Source organism: Ruegeria arenilitoris (genome assembly GCF_013032445.1).
Classification (GTDB): Bacteria; Pseudomonadota; Alphaproteobacteria; order Rhodobacterales; family Rhodobacteraceae; genus Ruegeria; species Ruegeria arenilitoris_F.
Window position 1 is genome coordinate 1 of sequence record NZ_WQCA01000012.1, and the last position, 24,596, is coordinate 24,596.

General features: G+C 59.0%; 15 protein-coding genes. 13 read left to right on the forward strand and 2 right to left on the reverse strand.

What is annotated here, in order from left to right:
* Nucleotides 1-222: 222 nt before the first annotated feature.
* Nucleotides 223-513, forward strand: coding sequence for a hypothetical protein (locus tag GOW98_RS17845; protein WP_170334514.1), 291 nt, complete (start codon nt 223-225; stop codon nt 511-513).
* 69 nt (nt 514-582) lie between these two features.
* Here the strand turns inward: GOW98_RS17845 and GOW98_RS17850 are convergent, their stop codons facing one another.
* The gene (locus GOW98_RS17850; RefSeq protein ID WP_170334516.1) at nt 583-2,718 is read right to left on the reverse strand and encodes a GumC family protein; all 2,136 of its coding nucleotides are present in this window, start codon (nt 2,716-2,718) and stop codon (nt 583-585) included.
* A 338-nt stretch (nt 2,719-3,056) separates the two neighbouring features.
* Here GOW98_RS17850 and GOW98_RS17855 point away from each other — a divergent pair, with 338 nt between their 5' ends.
* The 12 genes from GOW98_RS17855 (at nt 3,057) to GOW98_RS17910 (ending at nt 20,590) form a co-directional block, all read left to right on the forward strand.
* On the forward strand, nt 3,057-4,046 hold the full coding sequence (locus GOW98_RS17855) for a BMP family protein (protein WP_170334519.1): 990 nt from the start codon (nt 3,057-3,059) through the stop codon (nt 4,044-4,046).
* A 39-nt stretch (nt 4,047-4,085) separates the two neighbouring features.
* Nucleotides 4,086-5,597 carry an ABC transporter ATP-binding protein gene (locus GOW98_RS17860; protein WP_170334521.1) on the forward strand — a complete coding sequence of 504 codons (1,512 nt, stop codon included), beginning with the start codon at nt 4,086-4,088 and terminating at the stop codon, nt 5,595-5,597.
* The gene (locus GOW98_RS17865; protein WP_437436868.1) at nt 5,597-6,667 is read left to right on the forward strand and encodes an ABC transporter permease; all 1,071 of its coding nucleotides are present in this window, start codon (nt 5,597-5,599) and stop codon (nt 6,665-6,667) included. The genes GOW98_RS17860 and GOW98_RS17865 overlap by 1 nt, the downstream gene beginning before the upstream one ends.
* Nucleotides 6,667-7,608 (forward strand): ABC transporter permease, encoded by a 942-nt coding sequence (locus GOW98_RS17870; RefSeq protein WP_170334810.1) that lies wholly within the window; start codon nt 6,667-6,669, stop codon nt 7,606-7,608. Before GOW98_RS17865 ends, GOW98_RS17870 begins: the two co-directional genes overlap by 1 nt.
* 8 nt (nt 7,609-7,616) lie before the next feature.
* Nucleotides 7,617-8,900, forward strand: a complete 1,284-nt coding sequence (locus GOW98_RS17875) for an amidohydrolase family protein (RefSeq protein WP_170334526.1) — start codon at nt 7,617-7,619, stop codon at nt 8,898-8,900.
* Between the two features lie 159 nt (nt 8,901-9,059).
* Nucleotides 9,060-10,640: an ABC transporter substrate-binding protein gene (locus tag GOW98_RS17880; protein WP_170334528.1), complete on the forward strand. Its 1,581-nt coding sequence runs from the start codon at nt 9,060-9,062 to the stop codon at nt 10,638-10,640.
* A 102-nt stretch (nt 10,641-10,742) separates the two neighbouring features.
* Nucleotides 10,743-12,308: an ABC transporter substrate-binding protein gene (locus tag GOW98_RS17885; RefSeq protein WP_170334530.1), complete on the forward strand. Its 1,566-nt coding sequence runs from the start codon at nt 10,743-10,745 to the stop codon at nt 12,306-12,308.
* Between the two features lie 83 nt (nt 12,309-12,391).
* The gene (locus tag GOW98_RS17890) at nt 12,392-13,369 is read left to right on the forward strand and encodes an ABC transporter permease (RefSeq protein WP_170334532.1); all 978 of its coding nucleotides are present in this window, start codon (nt 12,392-12,394) and stop codon (nt 13,367-13,369) included.
* Nucleotides 13,366-14,316, forward strand: coding sequence for an ABC transporter permease (locus GOW98_RS17895; RefSeq protein ID WP_170334534.1), 951 nt, complete (start codon nt 13,366-13,368; stop codon nt 14,314-14,316). The genes GOW98_RS17890 and GOW98_RS17895 overlap by 4 nt, the downstream gene beginning before the upstream one ends.
* 4 nt (nt 14,317-14,320) lie before the next feature.
* Complete coding sequence (locus GOW98_RS17900; protein WP_170334536.1) at nt 14,321-16,030, forward strand: ABC transporter ATP-binding protein; 1,710 nt, start codon at nt 14,321-14,323, stop codon at nt 16,028-16,030.
* Nucleotides 16,031-16,147: 117 nt separating this feature from the next.
* On the forward strand, nt 16,148-19,426 hold the full coding sequence (locus GOW98_RS17905; RefSeq protein WP_170334539.1) for an adenylate/guanylate cyclase domain-containing protein: 3,279 nt from the start codon (nt 16,148-16,150) through the stop codon (nt 19,424-19,426).
* The gene (locus tag GOW98_RS17910) at nt 19,427-20,590 is read left to right on the forward strand and encodes a hypothetical protein (RefSeq protein ID WP_174823081.1); all 1,164 of its coding nucleotides are present in this window, start codon (nt 19,427-19,429) and stop codon (nt 20,588-20,590) included.
* Here GOW98_RS17910 and GOW98_RS17915 read toward each other — a convergent pair.
* Nucleotides 20,587-24,213: a flavoprotein gene (locus GOW98_RS17915; RefSeq protein ID WP_170334549.1), complete on the reverse strand. Its 3,627-nt coding sequence runs from the start codon at nt 24,211-24,213 to the stop codon at nt 20,587-20,589. The two genes, GOW98_RS17910 and GOW98_RS17915, sit on opposite strands and share 4 nt — an antisense overlap.
* Between the last annotated feature and the right edge of the window lie 383 nt (nt 24,214-24,596).

Here is a 24,596-nt window from a genome sequence, read left to right on the forward strand (position 1 = left end):
ATAAACCCCTCTGACAAACCCAAAATCAATACACTCAAATTAATCAGGGAGTAAGCACTGTGCGGCCGTAGTTCGCGGCGGGGTATTAGGGCAAGTTTTTGTGGCAACGCGCTGAAAAACAAACCTCGCCAGACACCTTTAAGAATTTTTAGCGGATACAGCATTCTCAACTTTGAGTTGTTGTGATATCAACTGCCCAAGACTTGCTTTAGGAGATTCACGATGATCAGAACTACATTTCTGATTTTGGCTCTTTCGACCACAGGCGCATATGCACAGGATGCTACCGGTGGGGCGGCCGCGGCTCAGACCGGAAGCGGAGCAGGTGCTGGTGCGGGAGCCGGAGGTGCCACTGCAGCAGGTGGGGCAGCGGCGGCAGCTGGCGTGACCGGATTCGTACCGCTTGTTGTACCCGCGCTTGGCGTTGTTGCGGCCGCTGTTGGCGTGGCAGCTGCAGGCGGCGGTGGTGGCGGTTCGACGAACAGCACAACTAGCACCGTCGGCACCAACTAGGCCATCGGCTTCAGAACAAAAAAAGCGCGCTGTTGAGGCGCGCTTTTGTTCGACACCAGACAGTGCATCCTAATTGCTATAGTACGTGTCGGCGTAGTTGCCGTAGGAATAGCCATAATGTTTGGCGCTGCGCGTATTGATCTGGCCCAGCACCAGGCCGGTCAGGCGTTGGTTGTCCGTGTGGAATAGACGCATCACTTCGGTGACATCCTGTTCAGACGTGTCGTTCCACTTGATGGTCAGAAGTACGGCATCTGCATTTCGTGCAATCAGGCGCGCATCGGACACCAGAAGCGTGGGAGGCGTGTCGATCAGGATGACGTCATAGAGCTTACGCATATCCTCCAGGAACAGTCGGAACCGCTCCGAGGCAAAAAGGTCCGCCGCATTGGCCGATGTTTTTTCGCCAGCCAGAATGTCACAGCCTAACAGTGAGTCCTGAAAGATGGCCTCTTGAAGCGTGCTATCCCCGGACAGAACAGACACGATTCCCTTTTTCGGTACGCCCTGCAGCTGCGCCGTCATGGTCAGGCGCCGGATATCTCCTTCCACCAGAAGAACTTTTTTCCCGATCCCGACGAAGTTTTGCGCCAGCGCCAACGCATTCGTCGTCTTGCCTTCGCCCGGCAGAGCTGATGTCAGAACCACAACCTGCGGCGGATGGTCCACATTGGACAGCATCAGTGACGTGCGCAGGTTGCGCACCGCCTCGGCGGTAGCAGATGAAGGCTTTTCGGCGAGATACTCCAGAACCTTGCGTCGCTCGCGGGCCGGAAAGATCGGGATCTGGCCCAATACGCTGTAACCGGTCTTGCGCTCAAGTTCCTGCGCAGACCGATACCCTTTGCGGCGCATTTCGATCAGCAGCACGATACCCGCACCCAACATGAGACCCAAAAGGACCGAGAACGCCAGGATCAGAGGCTTTCGGGGCGATGCCGGAGTGCTGGGGATCACGGCGCGCGACAACTGTCGGCTGTCCGCTTTTTGGATACCTTCTTGCGCCGATGTTTCTTTCAGGCGAGCCAGGAAATACTCGTACAGCAGCCGGACCGCCTCGGCTTCGCGAGCCAGTTGCTGTAGCGTGATCAGATCTGCATTCTGCTGTGAAATCTGATGGCCCAGCTCTTCGGACGACCGCGTCAGAGCCTGGACCTGCTGCGTTGCGCGGCGTGCCTCGAGTGCGGTGCGCGCAACCAGACGCTGGAACGCGGTGTCAAAGGCGTCTTCGCTTGCGGCGGTCTCGTCGATTTGTGCAAACAGGCGTTGCAACTGGGGGTCCTGGCTGGTTTCGGCCTGCGCCGCGCGTGTATCCGCAGCTCCCAATGCGTCATAACGGGCCTGCGCTGCGACGCGGTTCGCTTCAGCCGACACGCGGCGTTCGCGCAGGTCTTTCAGTTGCACTTCCTGCACTTGGAGCGCCTCAGGCGAGACCAGCGCTGTCGTTGCATTGAACTCGCTGACCTTCGCCTCAGCGGTCTCCAGTTCAACCTGCAGGTCGGTCACGCGGTTGGTCAGCCATTCAGTTGCCTGTTCGGTGGCCTCGAACTTCACCTCAATCTGGTTCAATACGTAAAGTTCGACAATCGTATCGGCGATAAGGGCGGATTTGCGGGCCGATTCTGTCTCGACCGTCACTTCGAACACTAGGCTTTGTCGCACGTTGCGCACCGAAACCTTCTCGAGCAGCGCCGATATCACATCGTCTCGGGTCAACTGCTCGACAAGATCTTCTGAGTCCTGCCCGGGGGCGTCCCCGGTGCCAAACATGGACATGAAAAACTGCCTGGCGCTGGCGATTGCGGATACCGGATGAAGCTCGGCGTTGAACTCTGGATCGGACACTAGGTCCAGCCGGTCAACAACCTTGCCCATCAGGCCACGGGACTTCAGCACTTCAAGCTCCGAGTTGATCTCGGCCGTGTCCCCGGCCAATCCGCCCACTACGCTTTGCAGATCGACCACGCTGGCCTGATCTGTTTCCAGCATGACTACCGCCGTAGACCGATACAACGGGACAGCCGAAACAAACGCGTAATACGCCCCGATCAAAATGGCGGCAGCGGTGGTCAGGGCAATGATCCACTTACCCCGCCACAACGTGCCCGCCAAAGCGCCAATATCAATTGAGTCATCTTCCGGCGCATCATCTGGCGTCGACCGGGGCGGTTGGAATTGCGCATCGCGTATCGGAGTTTGCTTCATATCTACTAAACAATCCCAAATGCCAAACACACGCAAAACGCGTGTGCCGCTGCTCTCTACACGGTCAATAGGCAAGAATAAAGGCCCGCACGCCTGATGCGCGCCACTCAAGAAAAACAGGGTATCAAACCGGCAAACCACTACTCTGTTTCATGCAACCGCTGCTTGGCTTAGGTCCTTGGAGTTCCAGCCAGATTGCAGGCTTCATCCTCGCAGTAGGCGGTTGCCTAAAAAACGCTCTAAGACGCTGCGGTCTGTTCTGGTTCACCATGATGGGCGATGAAAAAATTGACTGAACAGTAAAAAAATGCTGCCATCCGGCCACACAGGAGAGAGATATGACCAAAACAAAATTTACGCGCAGAGTGCTGCTGGCCGCGGTGGCGGCGGCTTCGACATTGTATTCCGCCGGGCTGGCGGCGGCTGAAACGGTCAAGGTTGCGGCAATTTACACGCTGCCGGTGGAACAGCAATGGATCAGCCGTATCCACAAAGCCCTGAATACAGCGGCTGAGCGAGGCGACATTGAATATGTGTTCTCGGAAAATGTCGCCAACACAGATTATGAACGCGTCATGCGTGAATATGCCGAACAGGGCGCGCAGCTGATCGTGGGTGAGGTGTTCGGTCTGGAACGCGCCGCTCGCAAGGTGGCCAAGGACTATCCCGAAACTGCCTTTCTGATGGGCTCGTCCTTTGGTCCGGTGGCGCCCAATTTCTCGGTTTTTGACAACTGGATTCACGAGCCTTCCTACCTGACCGGAATGGTGGCTGGCGCCGCGACGGAATCGAATGTGATCGGCATGGTCGGCGGCTATGCCATCCCCGAGGTCAACCGCCTGATGAACGCCTTCATGGACGGCGCGCGTGAGGTGAACCCGGATGTCACCTTCCTCGTGACCTTCATCGACAGTTGGTATGACCCGCCCAAGGCCAAGGAAAGCGCCATCGCGATGATGGATGCGGGGGCGGACATCATGTATGCGGAACGCTTTGGCGTGTCGGATGCGGCGGTCGAACGCGGCGTGAAGGCCGTGGGTAACGTCATCGACACGTCGGGGGACTATCCCGGCACGATCATGGCCTCGGCCCTTTGGCATATGGAACCGACCATCGACAAGGCGATCGCCAATGTCGCGGGTGGCTCGTTCGAGGCTGCGGATTACGGCCAGTACAGCTTTATGGGCTATGGCGGCGGATCGATGGTTCTGGATGAGGAACTGGTTCCGGCTGATGTGCTCGAAGCGGTAAATGCGCGTCAGGCCGAGATTCTGGACGGGCTGTTCCGCGTGAATGTCAACGACGACCGGCCGGTCTCGGACAACTGATCGTGCTCGGGCCGGTTTCTGCACCGGCCCGCTTTGCCAATGACCACAGTTCTCAAGCTCAACGGGCTGAGCAAGCATTTCGGCCCGGTTATCGCCAATGACGATGTCAGCCTGACCCTGAACAAGGGAGAGGTTCTGGCCTTGCTGGGCGAAAACGGCGCGGGCAAGACCACGCTGATGAATATGCTGTTTGGGCATTATTTGCCCGATTCAGGGTCTATTGATGTCGCCGATGAGGCGGGTGTTCTACAGCCGATGCCGCTGGGCCATCCGCAGGTGGCCTTGGCGGCGGGCGTCGGCATGGTGCACCAGCATTTCACCCTGGCCGAGAATATCTCGGCTTTGGACAATATCACCCTGGGGGCCGAACCCCTGTTGGCCCTGCGTCGCAACCGGCGCGCGGCACGGCATAAAGTTGAAGAGATCATCGTCCAAAGCGGCCTGACTGCGCCGCTGGATACGCCGGTGGGGCGGCTGTCGGTGGGGGAACGTCAGAGGGTCGAAATCCTCAAGGCGCTGTATCGACAGGCCCGCATTCTGGTGTTGGACGAACCCACCGCTGTTCTCACCCCGCAAGAGGCTGATACGCTGTTCGAAAACATCCGCATGATGACGGCCGAGGGGCTGTCGGTCATTTTCATCAGCCATAAACTGCGCGAGGTTCTGGCCTTCTCCGACCGCATCGCCGTTCTGCGCCACGGTAAGAAAGTAGGTGAGATGGCGACGTCTGAGGCCGATGAGAAATCCATCGCCCGGATGATGGTCGGGGCGGACACACCGGAACTGGCGGGCACTGCGATGGCACCGGGTGCGCCGGTACTGACACTGTCGGGTGTGTCGGTTGCAGGTCGGTCCAAGCGAGATACGCTCAGCGGCGTAGATCTGACGGTGCACGCGCATGAAATCCTCGGGATTGCAGGGGTGTCTGGTAATGGGCAAAGCGGTTTGGCCAATGTGATCTCAGGTCTGACACGGCCTGAACAGGGTCTAATCAAGGTGAAAGAGGTGGAAATTAACACACCCACCCCTTCGGCCATGGTACGGGCGGGCGTTGGCCGCATTCCCGAAGACCGCCACCACGAAGGCATCGTTGGTGCGATGAGCGTGGCCGAGAACATGATCATCGAACGGCTGGATGATGGTGACGTGCAATCGCGCGGGCTTCTGCGGCGAGAAGCGATTCAGGGCAATGCCGAACGGTTGGCCAAGGCTTACGACGTGCGCGGGCCGGGTGTGGATGCTGCGGCACGTTTGTTGTCCGGAGGCAATATCCAAAAGCTCATTCTGGCGCGTGTGTTCGACCGGTTGCCAAGCCTGATTTTGGCGAACCAACCCACCCGCGGTTTGGACATGGGCGCCGCGGCCGAGGTCGGGCGACGATTGCTTGAGGCGCGAGCGCGTGGTGCAGGAGTAGTGCTGATTTCTGAGGACCTCGACGAAATTCTGGGCCTAGCCGACCGGATTGTGGTGATCCGCGACGGCGAGCTACACGAGGCCCCCAGCCGCGACCGGGAACAGATCGGGCTGATGATGGCAGGAGAACCGGCATGATCCGCATCGAACCGCGCCAAACACAGTCACGTGCCTTTACTCTGGGCGTTCCGATCCTGTCTGCCGTGATCGCTTTGGGCTTTGCTGCCATTCCCCTGCTGGCTGCCGGGGCCAATCCAATTGCAGCTTATGCCGAGATGTTTCGCGGTGTGTTTGGTTCCGTTTTTGCCTTCTCCGAGGTGCTGACCCGCGCCACTCCGTTGATCTTTACCGGGCTTGCCGCCGCTTTGGCCTTTCGCGCCAAGCTGTGGAATATCGGAGCTGAGGGGCAGCTTTATCTTGGGGCAATGGCTGCTGTGGCCATCGGGTCCGGGGCGCTGGATGTATCTGGTATCCTGCTACTGCCATTGATCGTCGTGCTGGGCGCAGCGGCGGGGGCTGCGGGGATGGTCGCGCCTACTTACCTGAAAACACGCTTTGGCGCGGATGAAGTGGTGACCACGCTGCTGCTTAACTTCATCATCCTGATCTTTGTGCAGATGATGCTTGAAGGCCCGTTGCAGGACCCGATGAGTCTGGGCTGGCCGCAATCGGCGCCGATTCTGGATCAGGGGATGCTGCCGCCGTTATTGGAACGGATGCGGGTGCATTCCGGGCTGATTTTGGCCCTGATTTTGGCCGGAGTGGCCCAGTTCATGCTGGCGCGCTCGGTCTGGGGGTTTAGGTTGCGGGCGGTGGGAGAGAACGCCGCCGCCGCACGCCATGCAGGGATCAACGTGAATCGGTCGCTGTTCGGAGTAGCCGCCCTGTCAGGTGGTTTGGCTGGTTTGGCGGGCGTCAGCGAGGTTGCGGGATTGAAGGGCTATCTGACCGCCGACCTTTCACCCGGCTTTGGCTACACCGGCATTGTTGTGGCGATGCTGGCCGGGTTGTCACCAGTGGGCGTGGTCATCGCGGCGCTGTTCATCGCCTCGGTCTTCGTGGGCGCTGACAGTATGAGCCGCGCGATGGGCGTATCCTCGTTCCTTGCTGATCTGGTGGTGTCGGTTTCCCTATTGTGTGTTCTGGTCGGCGGGTTCTTTGCCCGCTATCGGATCGTCCGGGCCAGCACCTCGAGGGCGGCGTCATGATGGATATTCTCAACATCCTGCTGTCAGAGAGTTTCTGGGCCGCCTCCCTGCGCATCGCGACACCGCTGATCTTCGGCGTTCTGGGCGCGTTGATCTGCGAACGGGCGGGGGTGCTGAACCTCGGGATCGAGGGGATTTTCGTCGTCGGCGCCATGTGTGGCTGGATGGCAGTCTGGCTGGGTGCGGGTCTTTGGGGCGGGGTGCTGGTTGCAGCCCTGGCCGGAGCGTTCTTTGGTCTGCTACACGCAATCCTGACAGTGCCATTGGGGCTGTCTCAGCACGTCTCGGGGCTGGGGATCACGCTGTTTGCCACCTCGGTCAGTTACTACACCTATCGTACGGCGCTGCCGAATGTGTCCTCACCGCCTCGGATCGAGCCCTTCCAGCCGCTGGATCTGCCGGTCCTGTCAGAATTGCCCTTTTTAGGATCTGTTTTATTCCAGCAAACCGCCCTGACATGGCTGGCGCTGCTTCTGGTCGCGGTGGTCTGGTACGTGATGAACCGCACCGCTTTGGGCGTGGCGATCAAGGCCGTTGGAGACAATCCGGACAGTGTCGATGCGCAGGGTCTGTCGGTCTATGGGCTGCGCATCGGAGCTATCGTTGCGGGCTCGGCCCTGATGGCACTGGGCGGAGCCTTTCTGACCATGAGCGCCTTTGACGCGTTTTTCTTCGGCATGGTCAACGGGCGCGGCTGGGTCTGTATCGCGCTGGTGATCTTTGCCAGCTGGCGCCCGGGCAAGGCGCTGTTGGGCGCGCTGCTGTTCGGAGCTTTCGATGCGCTGCAGGTGCGTCTGCAGACCGAGATGGGCGCGCTGGTGCCCGGTCAGGTGTTCCTGATGGCGCCCTATATCCTGTCGATCATCGCGCTTGTCGTTGCCGCGCGGTCGGCGGATTATCCGCGCGCATTGCTAACCCCCTGGTTCAAAGGCCAACGATAGGAGCCGCCATGTTCGATCTGATCGTCAAGAATGCCACTCTGCCCGATGGCCAGACCGGCGTGGATATCGCCTGCGCAGATGGAAGGATCGCCGCCATCGAGCCCGGGATCTCTGCCGAAGCGGGTGAGGTGATCGACGCCGAGGGGCAACTGGTTTCACCGCCCTTTGTCGATCCGCATTTCCATATGGATGCGACCCTGTCGTTGGGCACGCCGCGGATGAATGTCTCGGGCACGTTGCTGGAAGGGATTGCCCTGTGGGGAGAGTTGAAGCCGATCCAAACGGTCGAAGACATCGTCGCCCGCGCCCTGCGGTACTGCGAATTGGCGGTGGCCAAAGGCATCGGTGCGATCCGCAGCCATGTGGACACTTGCGATGACGAACTGAAGGGCGTGCAAGCGCTGTTGCAGGTGCGCGAGCAGGTGAAGGACTACCTTGATCTACAACTGGTCGCCTTCCCGCAGGACGGTGTTCTGCGCGACCCGACAGCGATGGCGAACACGATCCGGGCGCTGGATATGGGCGTGGATGTGGTGGGTGGTATCCCGCATTTCGAACGCACCATGGCGGACGGGGCCGAATCCGTGCGCCTGTTGTGCGAGATCGCCGCCGAGCGCGGGCTGATGGTCGATATGCATTGTGACGAAAGTGACGACCCGCAAAGCCGCCATATCGAAACCCTTGCCTACGAAACCCAGCGTTTGGGTCTGAATGGCCGGGTTGCCGGGTCACATCTGACCTCGATGCATTCCATGGATAATTATTATGTCTCGAAGCTGATCCCGCTGATGGTCGAGGCTGAGGTGCACGCGATCCCGAACCCGCTGATCAACATCATGCTGCAAGGGCGTCACGACACCTATCCCAAACGCCGCGGCCAAACCCGTGTGCGTGAGCTGCGCGATGCCGGGATCACCGTGGGGTTCGGCTCGGATTGCATGATGGATCCGTGGTATTCGCTGGGTAAGGCCGACATGCTGGATGTGGCCTTCATGGGGTTGCATGTGGGGCAACTGTCCAGCCGCGCCGATATGGCGTGGTGTTTCGATGCGGTCACTGAAAACTCGGCCAGGATCATGGGGTTGGAGGGGTACGGTGTCGCCAAAGGCTGTGCGGCGAATTTCGTGCTGCTGCAGGCCAGCGATCGGATCGAGGCGATCCGGCTGCGCGCCCACCGGCTGGCCGTGGTCCGCAAGGGGCGGGTGATTGCGCGATCAAACCCGGTCACCTGTGACCTGACCCTGCCCACGGGGCAAAAAACACTGGACGAAGCGTGGGTGCCGTTTGCCTGATTCAGGTCCGGTGCTCCGGGTTTCCCTTGGGTCGCCGCGCTTATGTTCAATCTATTGTTGCAACCATCAAAATGATCTGGATGATCGGTTGCACCACGGCCGCAAAAAGCGGCTGGCCGTCACAAAGACGGCGCTAACAATAAAACCGGGGAGACTACAATGATCCTAAGAAACCTGATGATTGCTGCCAGCGCTACTGCGTTGATGGCGGCGGGCGCGTCGGCCGAAACTCTGCGCTGGGCGCGGGCGGGCGACTCGCTGACGCTGGACCCACATGCCCAGAACGAAGGCCCGACCTCGGCGCTGGCGCACCAGATCATGGAAACGCTGGTGATGCGCGACCATTCCGGCGCGCTGGTGCCCTCGCTGGCCACCGAATGGGCGCCATCCGAGGAAAATCCGAATATCTGGGTGTTCAAACTGCGCGAAGGCGTGACCTTTCATGATGGCGCCGAGTTCGACAGCGAAGACGTCGTATTCTCGTTGAACCGGGCGATGACGCCGGATTCGGATTACAAGGAACTGCTGGCCTCGGTGAAAGAGGTGCGCGCGCCGGACAAGTACACGGTTGAGATCGAAACCGATGGTCCGAACCCGATCATGCCTAACAACCTGACCAACATGTTCATGATGGACAAAGGCTGGGCCGAAGCGAACAACGCTGTGAAGGTGCAGGACTATGAAGGCGGCGAGGACACGTTTGCGGCCAAGAACGCCAACGGCACTGGCCCCTACAAGGTGGTCAGCCGCGAGCCCGATGTGAAAACCGTTCTGGCCCTCAATGAAAATTACTGGGGCAAGGATGAGTTCCCACTGGCCGTGACCGAAATCATCTATACCCCGATCCAGAACGCAGCCACCCGTGTTGCGGCGCTGCTGTCTGGTGAGGTCGATTTCATTCAGGACGTCCCCGTGCAGGACCTTGAGCGCGTTGCCAGCGCCGATGGTCTGGATGTGCGCACCGCGCCCCAGAACCGGGTCATCTTCTTTGGCCTGAACATGGGCGATGCCGATCTGGCCAACGACAATGTCGATGGCAAGAACCCCTTGTCCGATGTCCGCGTGCGTCAGGCCATGTCCAAGGCGATCAACCGCGATGCGATCAAGCAAGTCGTGATGCGCGGCCAATCGGCACCGGCGGGCATGATCGCCCCGCCCTTCGTGAACGGCTGGGATGAGGGCATGGACAGCTCCTCGACCACTGACATCGAAGGCGCCAAGGCGCTGATGGCCGAGGCTGGATATCCGGACGGATTCACCATCCAGCTCGACTGCCCGAATGACCGCTACATCAATGATGAGGCGATCTGTCAGGCCGCCGTCGGGATGCTGGCGCAGATCGGGATCACTGTGAATCTGGATGCAAAACCCAAGGCGCAACACTTCCCGCTGATCAACAACCTGGAAACCGATTTCTACATGCTGGGCTGGGGTGTTCCGACCTATGACTCGGAATACATCTTCAACTTCCTAGCCCACACCAAGGGTGAGAAATATGGCTCGTGGAACGGTACCCGCTACAGCAACCCGGAACTGGATGCCAAGATCCAGGGTCTGGCGTCGGAAACCAACCTGCCCGAGCGTGACAAGCAGATCGCTGAAATCTGGCAGGTGGTTCAGGACGAACAGCTGTACATCCCGATCCACCACCAAGTGCTGAACTGGGGTATGAAGTCCAATGTCGGTACTGTGGTCGAGCCGGAAGACTCGCCCAAGATCAAGTACTTCACTCTGAACTAAGGCTTTCAGATCAGTGACTTGGCAGGGCGTGATCCTCGCGCCCTGCCTTTTGCGTTATCCTTCAACATCGCCCCTTTGCGGCAGACACAGTGAGATTTCGCCATGATCCTCAGACACAGCGCCATTGGTCTGGCTATGTTGATCGCCACCGGCACGCAGGCGGCCGAGTTCACATGGGCCTCGACCACCGATCCGCAGACGATGGACCCGCACGCCGTCAATTCGGCCCCGGTTCTCGGGTTTCTCAATAATGTCTACGAAGGGCTAGTGCGCCGCGACAAGGACATGCAGGTCGAACCGGCCCTTGCCGTTAGTTGGGAGAGCATAGGCGACGGCGAGGGCTGGCGATTCAAACTGCGTGAGGGCGTGACCTTTCATGACGGCAGTACATTTGATGCGCAGGACGTGTTGTTCAGCTATCAGCGTGCCTCGGGCGAGGCTGCAGACACCCGCAGCTGGTTTGCGCCAATCAGCGAAGTGATCGTGGTCGATGATTATACCGTCGATTTCATGACCACCGCGCCGAACCCGCTGTTTCCGTCCTCCATTGCCAACTGGATGATCATGGATCAGGGCTGGACCGAGGCGAATGATGCTACAGTCCCCGACAAGGAAACCGGCAACTATGCCACGCTCAACGCCAATGGCACCGGCGCGTTCAAGGTCACCGCGCGCGAGCCGGGTTTGCGGACTGTGTTAGAGCCGCATATCGGCTGGTGGGACGAGGCCGAACACAACATCACCAGCGCTGAGTTCAACCCGATCCAGAACCCCGCCACCGCCGTTGCCGCGCTGTTGTCGGGGGATGTGCACATGATCAACCCGGTGCCGATTCAGGATGTGGCGCGCCTGCAAGGCAACGGCGACGTGAACGTCATTCAGGGCATCGAAGCGCGCGTGATCATGCTGGGCTTTGATCATCAGGCCGAGGCGCTGAAATACACCAATGACGCGGGTGAACCGAACCCGTTCCGTGACCCGCGCGTGCGCAAGGCCGTGGCGCAAGCTGTGAATGTGGACGCCATTCTGGCCACCATCATGCGCGGCAATGCCGAGGCGGCTTCGCAACTGGTCAGTCCCGCCATGAGCGGCTACTCCGCCACCAACGCCGACCGCCCGGCCTTTGATGTCGAAGCCGCCAAGGCCCTGCTGGTCGAGGCGGGGTACGCGGATGGCTTTTCCTTCGGTCTGAAATGCCCCAATGACCGCTATCTGAATGATGAAGCTGTGTGTCAGGCCGTGGTCTCTATGCTGGCGCAAATCGGGCTTACCGCAGAACTGGATGCCATGCCGGTCCGCAACTATTGGCCCGAGCTGCGCGAAGGCAATTACGACATGTACCTGCTGGGCTGGAGCCCCGGTACGTTTGACGCCGAACACCCGGTGCGGTTCCTTGTGGCCACACCGAATGAGGAAAAGAAGCTGGGCAGCTGGAACTTCGGCGGCTTTTCAAACGCGCGCGTGGATGAGCTGTTGCCGATGGTTCAATCCGAACTGGATGAAACCAAACGGCAGGCCATGCTGGATGAGGTGGCGCAGATCATTCAGGACGAACAGGTCTATGTCCCGATGTACGTGCAGCCCCTTGTCTGGGGTACGCGCAGCAATGTCGACCTGACACAACGGCCGGACAACTTCTTTCTGCTGCGCTGGGTGACGGTGAACTAACGGAACGTCGCGTCTGTCTGTTAGCGATAGCTTGACCATCTGGTCAAAGCCAGCCTAGAGAGACCGATCAACGAGGGAAACGAATGTTCGCATATATCGTCCGAAGGATGTTCCAATCCGTGATCGTGCTGCTGGTCGTGGGTCTGGTGGCCTTTTCGATGTTCCGCTTTGTCGGTGATCCGATCGACAACATGCTGGGGCAGGAACGCACACAGGCCGACATTGATCGGCTGCGCACCGAACTGGGATTGGATCAACCCTTTCCAGTGCAGTATTTCAAGTTCCTCAAAGGCGCGGTTCAGGGCGATTTTGGCGTCTCGTACCGTCAGGGGCGGCCCGTCTCGACGATCCTGATCGAACGTGCGCCTGCCACGCTCGAGCTGGCCTTTGTTTCGGGCTTTCTGGCCATCACCATGGGCATTGCGCTGGGCGTGTTTACGGCGATCCGACGACAAGGGATCGCCGCGAATGTGATCATGACCGTGTCGCTGCTAGGGGTGTCGCTGCCGACCTTCCTGATCGGGATTTTGCTGATCTATGTGTTTTCCATCGAATTGGGTTGGCTACCCAGCTTTGGCCGAGGGGAGACGGTGAAGATCGGCAACTGGTCCACCGGGTTCCTGACGGCATCGGGGCTGAAGGCGCTGATCCTGCCGGCGATCACACTGGGTCTGTATCAGATGACGCTGATCATGCGGTTGGTGCGGTCAGAAATGCTCGAAGTGATGCGCGCCGACTATGTCCGCTTTGCCCGCGCCCGAGGGCTGTCGGACCGGGTGATCAATTTCCGCCACGCCCTGAAAAACACACTGGTGCCGGTGATTACGATCACCGGTCTGCAATTGGGCTCGATCATCGCCTTCGCCATCATCACCGAGACGGTGTTCCAGTGGCCCGGCGTCGGTCTGCTGTTCATCAACGCGATCCAGTTTGTTGATATCCCCGTCATGGCCGCTTATCTGATGCTGATCTCGGTCATGTTCGTGACGATCAACCTGATTGTCGATCTGCTTTACTATGCCATTGACCCGCGCATGCGTGTCGACGCGAGGGCCACATGACCGATACTATCGAAACCCCGCCGTCCGCGCCCAAATCGCGTTTCGCCAAGTTCTGGGACAGCGATTTTGCGTGGTCGTTCCGGCATTCTCCGGTGGCCATGGTGGCATCGCTTGTGGTGGTTATCCTTGTGCTGGCCGCCATCTTTGCCCCGCTGATCGCGCCCTATAATCCGTTCGACCCGGCGACGCTGAACCTGATGAACGGGTTTACGCCTCCCGGCACGCCGAACGCCTTCACGCAGGAAACCTTCTTGCTGGGCACAGACGATCAGGGCCGCGACGTGTTCTCGACCATCCTGTATGGCTTGCGCATTTCACTGTTCGTGGGGGCCTCAGCGGTGTTGCTGGCGATGATCATCGGGGTGATCCTTGGCCTCATGGCCGCCTATTATGGTGGTTGGATTGAGACCCTAATCATGCGGATTGCCGATGTGCAGCTGACCTTTCCGGCCATACTGGTCGCCATGCTGATCTTCGGCATCGCCAAGGGGGTGACGCCGCCGGAATACCGCAATGCGATGGCAATTTATGTGTTGATCATCGCGATTGCCCTGTCCGACTGGGTGCAGTTCGCCCGTGTCGTGCGCGGTGCGGCACTGGTGGAAAAGAACAAAGAATACGTTCAGGCCGCTCGTCTGATCGGACGCGGGTCTATCCCGATAATGTTCCGTCACATCCTGCCCAACGTGCTCAGCCCGGTTCTGGTGATCGCCACCATTTCCTTGGCGCTGGCGATCATTGCTGAGGCGACGTTGAGTTTCCTCGGCGTCGGGGCGCCTCCGACCCAACCTTCGCTGGGCACGCTGATCCGCATCGGGCAGGGCTTCCTGTTCTCGGGCGAGTGGTGGATCCTGTTCTTCCCGGCCTGCACCCTTCTGGCGCTGGCCCTGTCTGTGAACCTGCTGGGCGACTGGCTGCGCGATGCGCTGAACCCCAAGCTGCGGTGATTTCATGAGCCTTCTGACGATCAATGACCTAACGGTCGAATTCCCGACCCGCCGCAAACTGTTCACCGCTGTGGACCATGTGGACCTGTCGGTGGAACCCGGCGAAATCCACGGGCTGGTGGGTGAATCCGGCGCCGGCAAATCCACCATCGGTTCCGCCATCATGGGGCTGCTGGACCGCCCCGGCCGCATTGCCAGCGGCACCATCCGGCTGAGCGGCGATCAGATCAGCGGACTCGACGCCGAGGCGATGCGCGGTCTGCGCGGCAAGAAGATCTCGATGATCTTTCAGGACCCGCTGACCTCGCTGAACCCTCTGTTCACCGTGCGTGAGCAGTTGGTTGAGACGATTCAAGCCCATCTGGGCGGGTCCGAGGCCGAGGCCAGCAAGCGTGCGCGTGACCTGATCGACCGCGTCGGCATCCCCGATCCGGACACGAGGCTGGACCAATACCCGCACCAATTCTCGGGCGGGATGCGGCAGCGTGTGGTGATTGCGCTGGCGCTGTGTACCGAACCGGACGTGATCATCGCGGATGAGCCGACCACGGCGCTGGATGTCTCGGTGCAGGCGCAGATTCTGGACCTGATCAAGGAGTTGGCGCGCGAACGGCAGGTGGGCGTCATTCTGATCACCCACGATATGGGGGTGATCGCCGATACCACCGACAAGGTGACGGTGATGTATGCGGGCAAGGTGGTGGAAACCGGCCCCACGTCTCAGGTCATGGGCCAGCCCAGCCACGAATACACCAAGTCCCTGATCGCCGCCGTTCCGCGCCCGACGTTGAAGCTGCACCGCTTTCCGCAGATCAGCTATGGCGGGCGCGAAACGCGGTTTGCCATCGAGGACATGGCCCGCCATTGGCCCAAGGTGGACAACGACACCACCAAACCGGTGTTCGAGATTCGCAACCTGACCAAGAAGTTCCTGCAGCGCAAAGGTTTGCTGCCCTGGGATCGCACTTATTTCACCGCTGTGGATGATGTCAGCTTTGACATCCGTGCGGGTGAAGTGTTCGGCGTGGTGGGCGAGTCCGGCTCGGGCAAGTCCACCGTCGCGCGAATGATCGCCGGGCTTTACCCGGTGGACGGTGGAACCATCACATTTGAGGGGCAGGTGGTCAGCGATCTGAACAACAAGGCTGCGCTGGATGCCTATCGCAAGAACATCCAGATGATCTTTCAGGACCCGTATTCCTCGCTCAATCCCCGGATGCGGGTGGACGATATCGTGGCCGAACCGATCCGCCATCACCGGCTGATGGACGGCGCAGATATCAAGCGCCGTGTGGATGAACTGCTGGATCAGGTCGGACTGGGCCATGAGGCCGGGTTGAAATACCCGCATGAATTCTCGGGCGGTCAACGTCAGCGAATTTCCATCGCCCGCGCACTGGCCACGCAGCCGCGTTTCCTGATCTGTGACGAACCGACCAGCGCGCTGGATGTGTCCATTCAGGCGCAGATCCTGAACATACTGAAGGACCTGCAAGAGCATCTAGGCCTGACCCTGCTGTTCATCAGCCATGACCTGCCCGTGGTGCGCCAGATGTGCGACCGGGTTGCGGTGATGAAACAGGGCAAGGTGGTCGAGTTGCAGGAGACCAACGCGTTGTTCGCCAACCCCCAGACCGACTATGCCAGCGAATTGCTGCGGCTGATGCCGAGGCTGGACGATCTGTCGACCGAAGGTCTCAGCGCCGAAGTCTGACGCCCTATTTCGGGCATATGGGCGTACATAAACATTAATTTCTCCAGGCATTGCAGACTCAGGTGGGTTTGGTGTGCTAGGTCTGACTCTGAAGTATGGGGGCTTCAGAGGGGCGATATGTCTCAGGACCTGAGGGACTGGCTAGGCGCGCTTGGACTTTCCGAATACGCGCAAGCCTTTTTGGATAACAAGATTGATTTCGCAATTCTGCCCGATCTGACGGGCGAAGACCTGATCGAAATCGGAGTGACCGCCGTCGGAGATCGCCGCAGGCTGCTGCGCGCGATATCTGAACTTGAGACGGTTGAAGCCGTTCAACCGTACGAACCAGAAGCACCGCTGGAGCCTGCCAAGCGGCAGGTGACTGTGATGTTTGCCGATCTTAGCGGCTTTACTCGCCTGACCAGCGAGCTGGACGCTGAGGACATGCACGCGCTGCTGAACGCTTTTTTTTCCAAAGTCGATCACGTGGTCGAGAAATTCGGCGGCCGGATCGACAAGCATATCGGCGACGCAGTCATGGCCGTGTTCGGCGCGCCGATTTCTCACACCAATGACACCGAGCGAGCGGCGCGGGCAGCGCTGGAAATTCACGCGGTTCTGCCCAGCCTGAACCCGCCGGTTTCCTGCCATATCGGCATCGCCTCGGGTCAGGTGATCGCCAGCAACACCGGCAGTCAGGCGCATACGGAATACACGGTGACTGGCGACGGCGTGAACCTAGCCTCGCGTATCACCGACATGGCCGTGCCGGGCGAAACCTTTGTTTCACATGACATTCAGCGTGCGTTAGGGCCGCTTTTCGTCGGTGAGTCCATGGGCAAGAAGGATATCAAGGGGCTGAACGCACCCATCGAGCTGTGGCGTTTGGATCGTTTGGCACGCAACATCCGGTCGCGCCGGCACCGCTTTGTTGGACGCGAGCGTGAGTTGTCTCTGTTTTCAGCCACGTTCGACCGTTGCCAGCAGCATGGCAAGGGCGAGGTTCATATCGTTCTGGGTGAACCCGGGATTGGCAAGACCCACCTATCCGAACAAGTGGCCGAGATGGCCGATGCACTGAATTACTCGATCCACAACGGCGTCGTGATGGATTTTGGTGCGCGTGAGGGGCACTCGGCCATTCAATCTATTGCCCGCAGTATTCTGGGCCTTGAGGCTGCGGATGACGCCACCACTGGCGCGGCGATGGCGCAGGAGGCGGTGGCCAAGGGCTGGGTATCGCCTTCAAATGCCACCCATTTGAACGCACTGCTGGAACTGGAGCAGGACCCGGGTCTGGCCGAGGTTTATGCAGTGATGGACAACGCCACCCGCCTGCGGGGTCGGCGGCAGGTTATTGATGAGTTGATCGCCGCACGCAGCCGTGAAGCGCCGATGCTGATCCAGATCGAGGATATCCACTGGGCCGCGCCGGATATCCTGACGGCCTGCGCCCATATCGCCGCCACCACGCGAGATTTACCCTGCGTCTTGCTGATGACCAGCCGCGTCGAAGGCGACCCAATCAATCGCGAATGGCAGATGAGCACGGACGGCGCGCTGATTTCAAAACTGGAACTGGCGCCAATGGGCGAGGCTCAAGCCCGGCAACTGGTCGAAGAATTCACCGGTATCGATCCCGAGCTTCTGGATGCATGTGTGCAACGCGCCGGGGGTAACCCGCTGTTTTTGGAGCAGTTACTACGCAATATCGATGTACTGAAACGCGAATCCGTGCCCGGCAGCATCCAGGGGATTGTGCAGTCGCGGCTGGATGCGCTGGATCGGTCCAGTCGGGCCGCAATTCAGGCGGCCTCGGTGCTGGGGCAGCGGTTCTCGCCCGAGGTGCTGAACTTTGTTCTGGGTGAAGGGCATCTGGATACTTCGACGCTGATCCGCTCGGCCCTGATCCGCGAGGCCGGGACTGATCTGATGTTTGCCCACGCACTGATCCGCGACGGGTCTTATGCAACGCTGGTCAAGTCGGAGCGTGCAAGGCTGCATCGTCAGGCTGCGAAATGGTTCGAAGATCGTGACGCCACCTTGCGGGCGCAGCATCTGGATCGGGCAGGCGCAACCAATGCTGCGCAGGCCTATCTGGATGCAGCCGAGAACTTGATCCAGGCCTTTCAGTTCGACGATGCCAGCCCGCTGATCGAGCGAGCGCTGGAACTGCCCGCGCCGTCCGGGGTGCGGTTTGATCTGTACTGTGCGCGGGGTGAGACGCACCGATTGCAGGGGTTATCGGATGACGCCCTGCGCGAATTCAAAGAGGCCGCAGATCTGGCCGAGACCGATGAGCAGGTTAGCCGGGCCCATATCGGGTTGGCGCAGGCGGCACGGCAGGCCAGCCTGTACAAAGACGCACTGCAAAGCCTCGACACTGCCGAGATCGCCGCAGAGCGGTGTGGGTCTGAGCGGGACATCGCTCAAATCAATTACGTGCGCGGCAACGTCTATTTCCCGCTGGGCCGGGTCGAAGACGCGCTTCGAAGCAATGAAAAGGCTCTAACACTGGCCAGAAAGCTGGAATCCGCCCGGTTGGAGGTTGGCGCGCTTAGCGGGTTTGGCGATGCTAATTTCATGAACGCAACAATGCAGACCGCCGCCGGGTTCTATACTCAGGCAGTTGAACGGGCGCGTGAAAAGGGGCTGGTGCGAGACTTGGCCGCGAACCTGCACAACCTCAGCGTAGCACGCAGCTATACCGGCGATGTGGCGCAGGGTAAGCGGGACGCGCAGGAAGCCATAGAGGTTTCCCAGAAGTACTTTGCCTTTGTCCCGGAATGCGTGGCGCAGACCTGTCTGGGCGTGGCGCATACGTTTCTGGGCGAACTGGATCAGGCGCTTGAGACCTTCACAGTCTCAGCCGAGATCGCCAACCGCGTCGGGGCTAAACGGCTTGAGGCGCAGGCGCTGGAGCATTTGGCCCGTACACAGGTCTATGCAGGGCGGTTGGATCAGGCGCGTGAGACAGGCGAGCATGCCGTTGAGATCGCCTTGGAACACGGTCGCAACTTCGTCGGGCCAAAGGCACTGTCAGCGCTCGCCATGGCGGAAACAGATCCTAATAAGCAGGATCAACACCTGAAACTGGGCGCTCAGATCATCGCCGAGGGCTGCGTGGGCCATAGCCATCTGCATTTCTATCCTGATGCCAGCGCTGTCATGTTGGCGCGGCAGGAATGGGACAGGGCAACGGAATACGCGGATGCGCTGGCCAAATTCACCGCTGAAGAACCCCTGCCAATGGTTGATCTGTCGATTCATCACGCAAAGGTTCTGGCCGCGTGCGGCGGCTGGGGTATTCCGATGTCCGCGCATGAGGACTTTGACGCGCTGGACACACGGTTCGCCGAGATGGGCGTTACGCAGTCTCTGGTCGGCAACTGGACCACGCATGAGAGGAGCTGAATGAGCATCGAAAAGAAGGTTTGGTGGATTTCCGGTGCCCTGACCTTTGGTCTGGCGGTGCTGCTCTTCAGGCTTCTGGTCGCGCTGAATCATTTCGAAGGCGACCCGACGCAGCTACCGGATCAGGCTTCGGTCGATGGTTACCTGCAAAAGCTGGGAAATGCGCCCGAATACCGAGTGAAGACCGGGATTTTCATCAAATCCTTCAGCTTTGTCGGTGCCAGCGACGTGCACGTCAGCGGCTATATCTGGCAGCACTACGAAGACGGTCGTCATGACGCGATCAAACCCGCCGAAGGCGAGGTCGGATTCATCCTGCCCGAAGCCACCGATGCCGCGAGTGGCCTGATCGAAGAGGTCTATCGCATGGAACAGGACGGATCAGAATTGATCGGATGGTATTTCGAACAAACCCTGCGGCAGAGCTTTGACTACACCAGCTATCCGTTCGACCACAAAACTGTCTGGGTCCGGTTCTGGCCCGGTGAGTTCGACGTGAATGTTGCTCTAATTCCTGATTTTTCGGCCTACCCTGCCACCGGACCCGAGGACATATTTGGCATCGACCCCCGTATCGTCATGGGCACATGGGAGCGGGAGAATACCTATTTCGACTATCGTCTGTCCGACCTGGATACCACGCTGGGCATCGGCGAAAACGAGTTCCAGACCAACCTGCCGGAACTTCACTATAACTTCGTCATCAAGCGGAACTTTGGGAATGCTTTCATTGTCCACATGATCCCGTTGATTGTTGTGACGATGCTGCTGTTCGGCGCAGTGATGACCGTGACCCGCCGCCCCAATCTGGTGGAACGGCACGATTTCAGCACCTCCAGCGTGATCGGCACGTGCTCGGTTCTGTTCTTCGTAATCCTGCTGGCCCATGTCCAACTGCGCGAAGGCTTTGCCGGATCGCCGGTGATCTACATGGAATCGTTCTTTTTCCTGATGTATTTCCTGCTGCTGGCTGTCTCGATCAACACCTACCTGTTCGCGTCCGAGGCGGTGCCCTCGCTGCGGTTCATCCACTTCAAGGACAACCTGTTCCCAAAGGCCGCGTTTTGGCCTTTTGTCCTGCTGTGTATGGTGGCGATCACGGCCTATAACCTCAGCCTCAAGGCCGACCCCGAGGATGAGACCGTGATCGAGATGCAAAATTAGGCCGGAGGCTGGTAGCCCGGTTTGGGCGTGCCTGTGGCCATATCCAACGTGTATTCCGCAACAATCCCTGATGTGCCCTCTTCCCATTGATCCAGATACTTGGTGGGATGCGCAATCACATAGGTATAGGCAGGTTTTTTCACGCCGTTGATCAGCACATTGATCCGTTTGCGTACATAGACATTCTCGGGAGAACCGGGGCCGTGATAGCCTTCCAGTTTGTCCAGCTCCTTCATCCCGCTGGATGAGACGCGATAGACCTCGCCTTTCACGGCTTTGCCGCGGCCTTTCTGGTCGACCAGCGTGGCCATGCGGTGCAGGAAGCCGCAGTTCGGGTTGTCGCAATGCGGCTCGTTCGGGACGATCAGAGGCATCCGCTGCCGGGTTATGGCCTCGCCTACGAAATCATCCAGCACCTCGGTATGGGCATCGTGGTTCGGGAACCCTTTCTTGAGCGAACCGTAGGTGAAGTAGAGATAGGTCTTTTCCCGATCCTCAATCAGATCGTTTTCGTCCTCTTCCTTTAGTTCGGTCAGGGTATGGGTGTTGGCCCATTCGTCCAGCATCTCAACGATCTCTTCGGCCAGTTTGATGCCCTTGGTGTTGTTGGGGTTCTGCAGGAAGTGGATGCAGGAACTGGCGTCGATCCCGTCTGCCCCCAGCAGGACTTCCACCATCTCGACCGAGTTGTTCATCACCGCCACATGCAGGCTGGTAAAGCCGTGGTCATTCGAGGCGTTGACGTTGATGCCGCGATCAATCAGGGCTTGCGCCGCTTCAAGGTCGGGTTTGCCTTGGTCTACCCCGCTCTCTTTCATCTCACCTTCGCCGCCTGCTGCGTAATGCAGCAACGTGTCGCCATTGTTGTCGTCAACGATATCGATCCCGGCCATGCCGTTGTCGATAGCCTGGAACACGCGTTCCCATTGCGTGAAACTGTCCGAGGCGGCGGCTTCTTGCGCCCATTTGCAAATATTGTGTTCCTGATCGGCCAGTTCCTCGAAGGCTTCGTCCAGCACCTCTATGATCTGATCCGGGGTCGCCATCATGCCGATCCCCATCATGCCGTTCGACAGCCGCCCCTTGCGCGGGCCAACCAGATCGATGCCCAGATCGCGCAGCTTTTCCACGTTCCGCTGGGTGGTGACGTTATTCCACATGTTGGTGTTGCAGGCCGGGCAGAGGATTGCTGGCTTGTTGCGGTACTGCCACGCCACAAAGACCGAGGTCAGCAGGTTGTCGGCAATCCCGTTGGCGATCTTGCCCATCGTGTTGCAGGTCACCGGTGCCACGATTACGCAGTCCGCCCAATCGCACAGCGCCAGATGTGAGGCGCGTAAGGGCATTCCGAATTCGGTATACCGAAAATTCCACTCGTCATCGTCGCGGTAATAGTCGTGATGCGAGATGTAGTCGTCGATCTTCTTGGGCCGGGTCTTTTTGATATTCCCGGTTTCTTCCTCGACTTCGATATCGCGAAAGAACTTCTCGGCCGAGACAGAGGGGATGAGCTTGACGTTGTGACCCGCAGCGGTGATCCGCTTGACCAGATCCGGCACCTTATCTGCTGCTGAGGATCCGCAGGCGCAAAGCAGCACATTACGTTTTTCACTTGGGGCGTCGGTCAGGCCGCCTTTGGGGTAACCGAAGATGTTTTTGTCGAGGCTGGGGGACTCATGGCGCAGCAAGACCGGCAGTCCAGCCTCTTTCACGCGCATCTGAAAACTGCCGTCCAACACAGCGTCGACAATGTCTTGCCGTCTTCCCATGCATTCGCCCTGGAAAAACAGGTAAGGCGGCTTTTCTTTGCCGGTCATCACCGTCAGCTGCCGCCGCATCTTCATCACATTCGCCCCGTGGCCTTCGATATCGATCAAGCGCGCTGTGGTGATGCCGATGTTGCCCAGCATACTGCGCAGCATATAGGACCACGGGTCTTCGTCCGCATAGAACAGCACGATCTCGTTTTTCAGAACAATGCGGGCGACGTCGGTCGGATCTTCGGGCGGCTCCTGTTCTTCGATCACCAGCATTGCCGGGCTTTGGACGTCACGCAGACCACGGAATATGTGACCGCGCGGCGCCTGCCAGACCTGCGAGGTGGCCGGGCTCATATCCACCACGGTCACAATATCAGTTTGCTCATCGTAAGCGATGCAAAGGCACCAGAACTCTTCTAGCAGTGCGGTCTCGCGATACACGTTCTCGGGCGGACGGATGACTTCGAACCCCAGAACGCGGTTGAAGTCGATATTGATCATCAAATGGCGATCCTGCTTCACATTCAGGCTGTGAAGTTGATCGCGGAACCAGTCCTGGGGGGATTGGGCGCCTCCCCCCTTGCGCTTCGCGTAGCTGTGGAAGGTACTGCCCAGATGTACATCGGGGGATTGGCTGAGATAGCGCTGTGCCAGCGCGTGCATCTCTTTTGCGGTCGACACCCGGCGGACCGCTTCGGTGAAATCGGTTTGGGTCGCGATCAGCAGCTTGTCTTCATCGACTTGCGCATCGCCCAGAATTGCAAGGCTTTCGGCCAGCACCCCAAGTGAGTTCATGTTCGGACTTGCCCGCCGGAACAGGTTGCGCCGTTTCTTGGGGTCTTTGGCCAGATACCGAGTGCTGTCGACATAGTTGCAGTCCTGCTGCAACGTTTGCAGGTTGGTCTTGACCGCCTCGCGTGCCGAGAACCGCAGGATGCCCCGTGACCGCATCGAGGTTCCGTCACGATCCGACATTCCGGCCCAGATGCGATCCACAGTGGTGACCCACAGCTTGCCGTATTTCTCGGGGTGCACATCCATCATATGCACCAGTCCGGTGCTGGGGTTGCATTTGGCAATGATAGCAAAATGTCCGCCCGGCATGTTTTCCTTGCCATGGGCGACGCCAACCTGAAAATTGGCCACCAGAATGTCGTTGTTACCGCCCAGACGGTTGGACTCGTCGATCGCTTCTAGCAGCAGCTCAACCGAAGTTGTCGCCTCATCCATGAAATAGGCCTGAACCTGCACTTTTTCACGCAACCCCTGCGTTTGAATGAATGTACAGGCAACGTCATAGAGTTCACCCAGCGAGATGCCGTCATTCACCACGAACGACGTTGGCAGACCACATTCGCGGAAAATGTCGTTCACCTCGCAGCTGAACCCAAGCGCCGACATGCTGAGCGCCGCCGCAGTGACGCTGCAGCAGTTGATGGGTTGCTGGAAATTCTGCAGGTGCACGCTGACCAGATCGCCGAACAACGTGTCGTAGCAGGCCTCGCGGATCTTGGTCGGAATTTCGAACCAGTTATTGCTGGAGAGATAGGCCAGTTTGGTGCCGGGCGTGGCCAGCGCCTCCAAGCTTACCGGGATGTCAAAAATCTCAAGATGTTCTTCGTAGAAGTAATCGCCCGTGTCCGCAGTGGCCAGCACCGTACCGTCCTGCCGCAGCTGTACCTCACCCCCAAGCACTACATACATACCCTGCGGGGGCAGAACGGTTTCCTCCATCACTTCAAAGCACTCAAAATGTGGCCTGATGATTGATGGATCATCCGCTGGCAGGATTTCCTGTATCAATGACCATTCGGGTTCGGTTGGTGTGACGGAAATGGTGTTTTCAATTGGGTCCTTAGGCACGTCTGTTCTCCCCTGAACTTTGCCGTGAAACACATCAAAGAACCAACGCGGTATTTGGTGCCTGAGTCTGGCTGCAGCGGTCACACGAAATTTCTTGACCTACCCGACGGGGCATTCTGCGCTGGCCGGGCCGTCAGATCGCTGGCATTTGCGCGAACAAAATAGCCCAATTGGTCATACCGTATCGCGTTTAGATACAAAAATCACGGATGTTCTTGATTTGACTGCACGAATTAACAAAGGCCAAACCTCAACGTTTTTCTAAGCTTTAGTGTCAGATTTCTGACAGCGCCCTCATCATAGGGAAAAGCTATAGTATCTGGAAAAAACGGACTCATGCAAATAGCTGTTGCCTATGCCAATTCCGTGAACAAGGCCGCTAA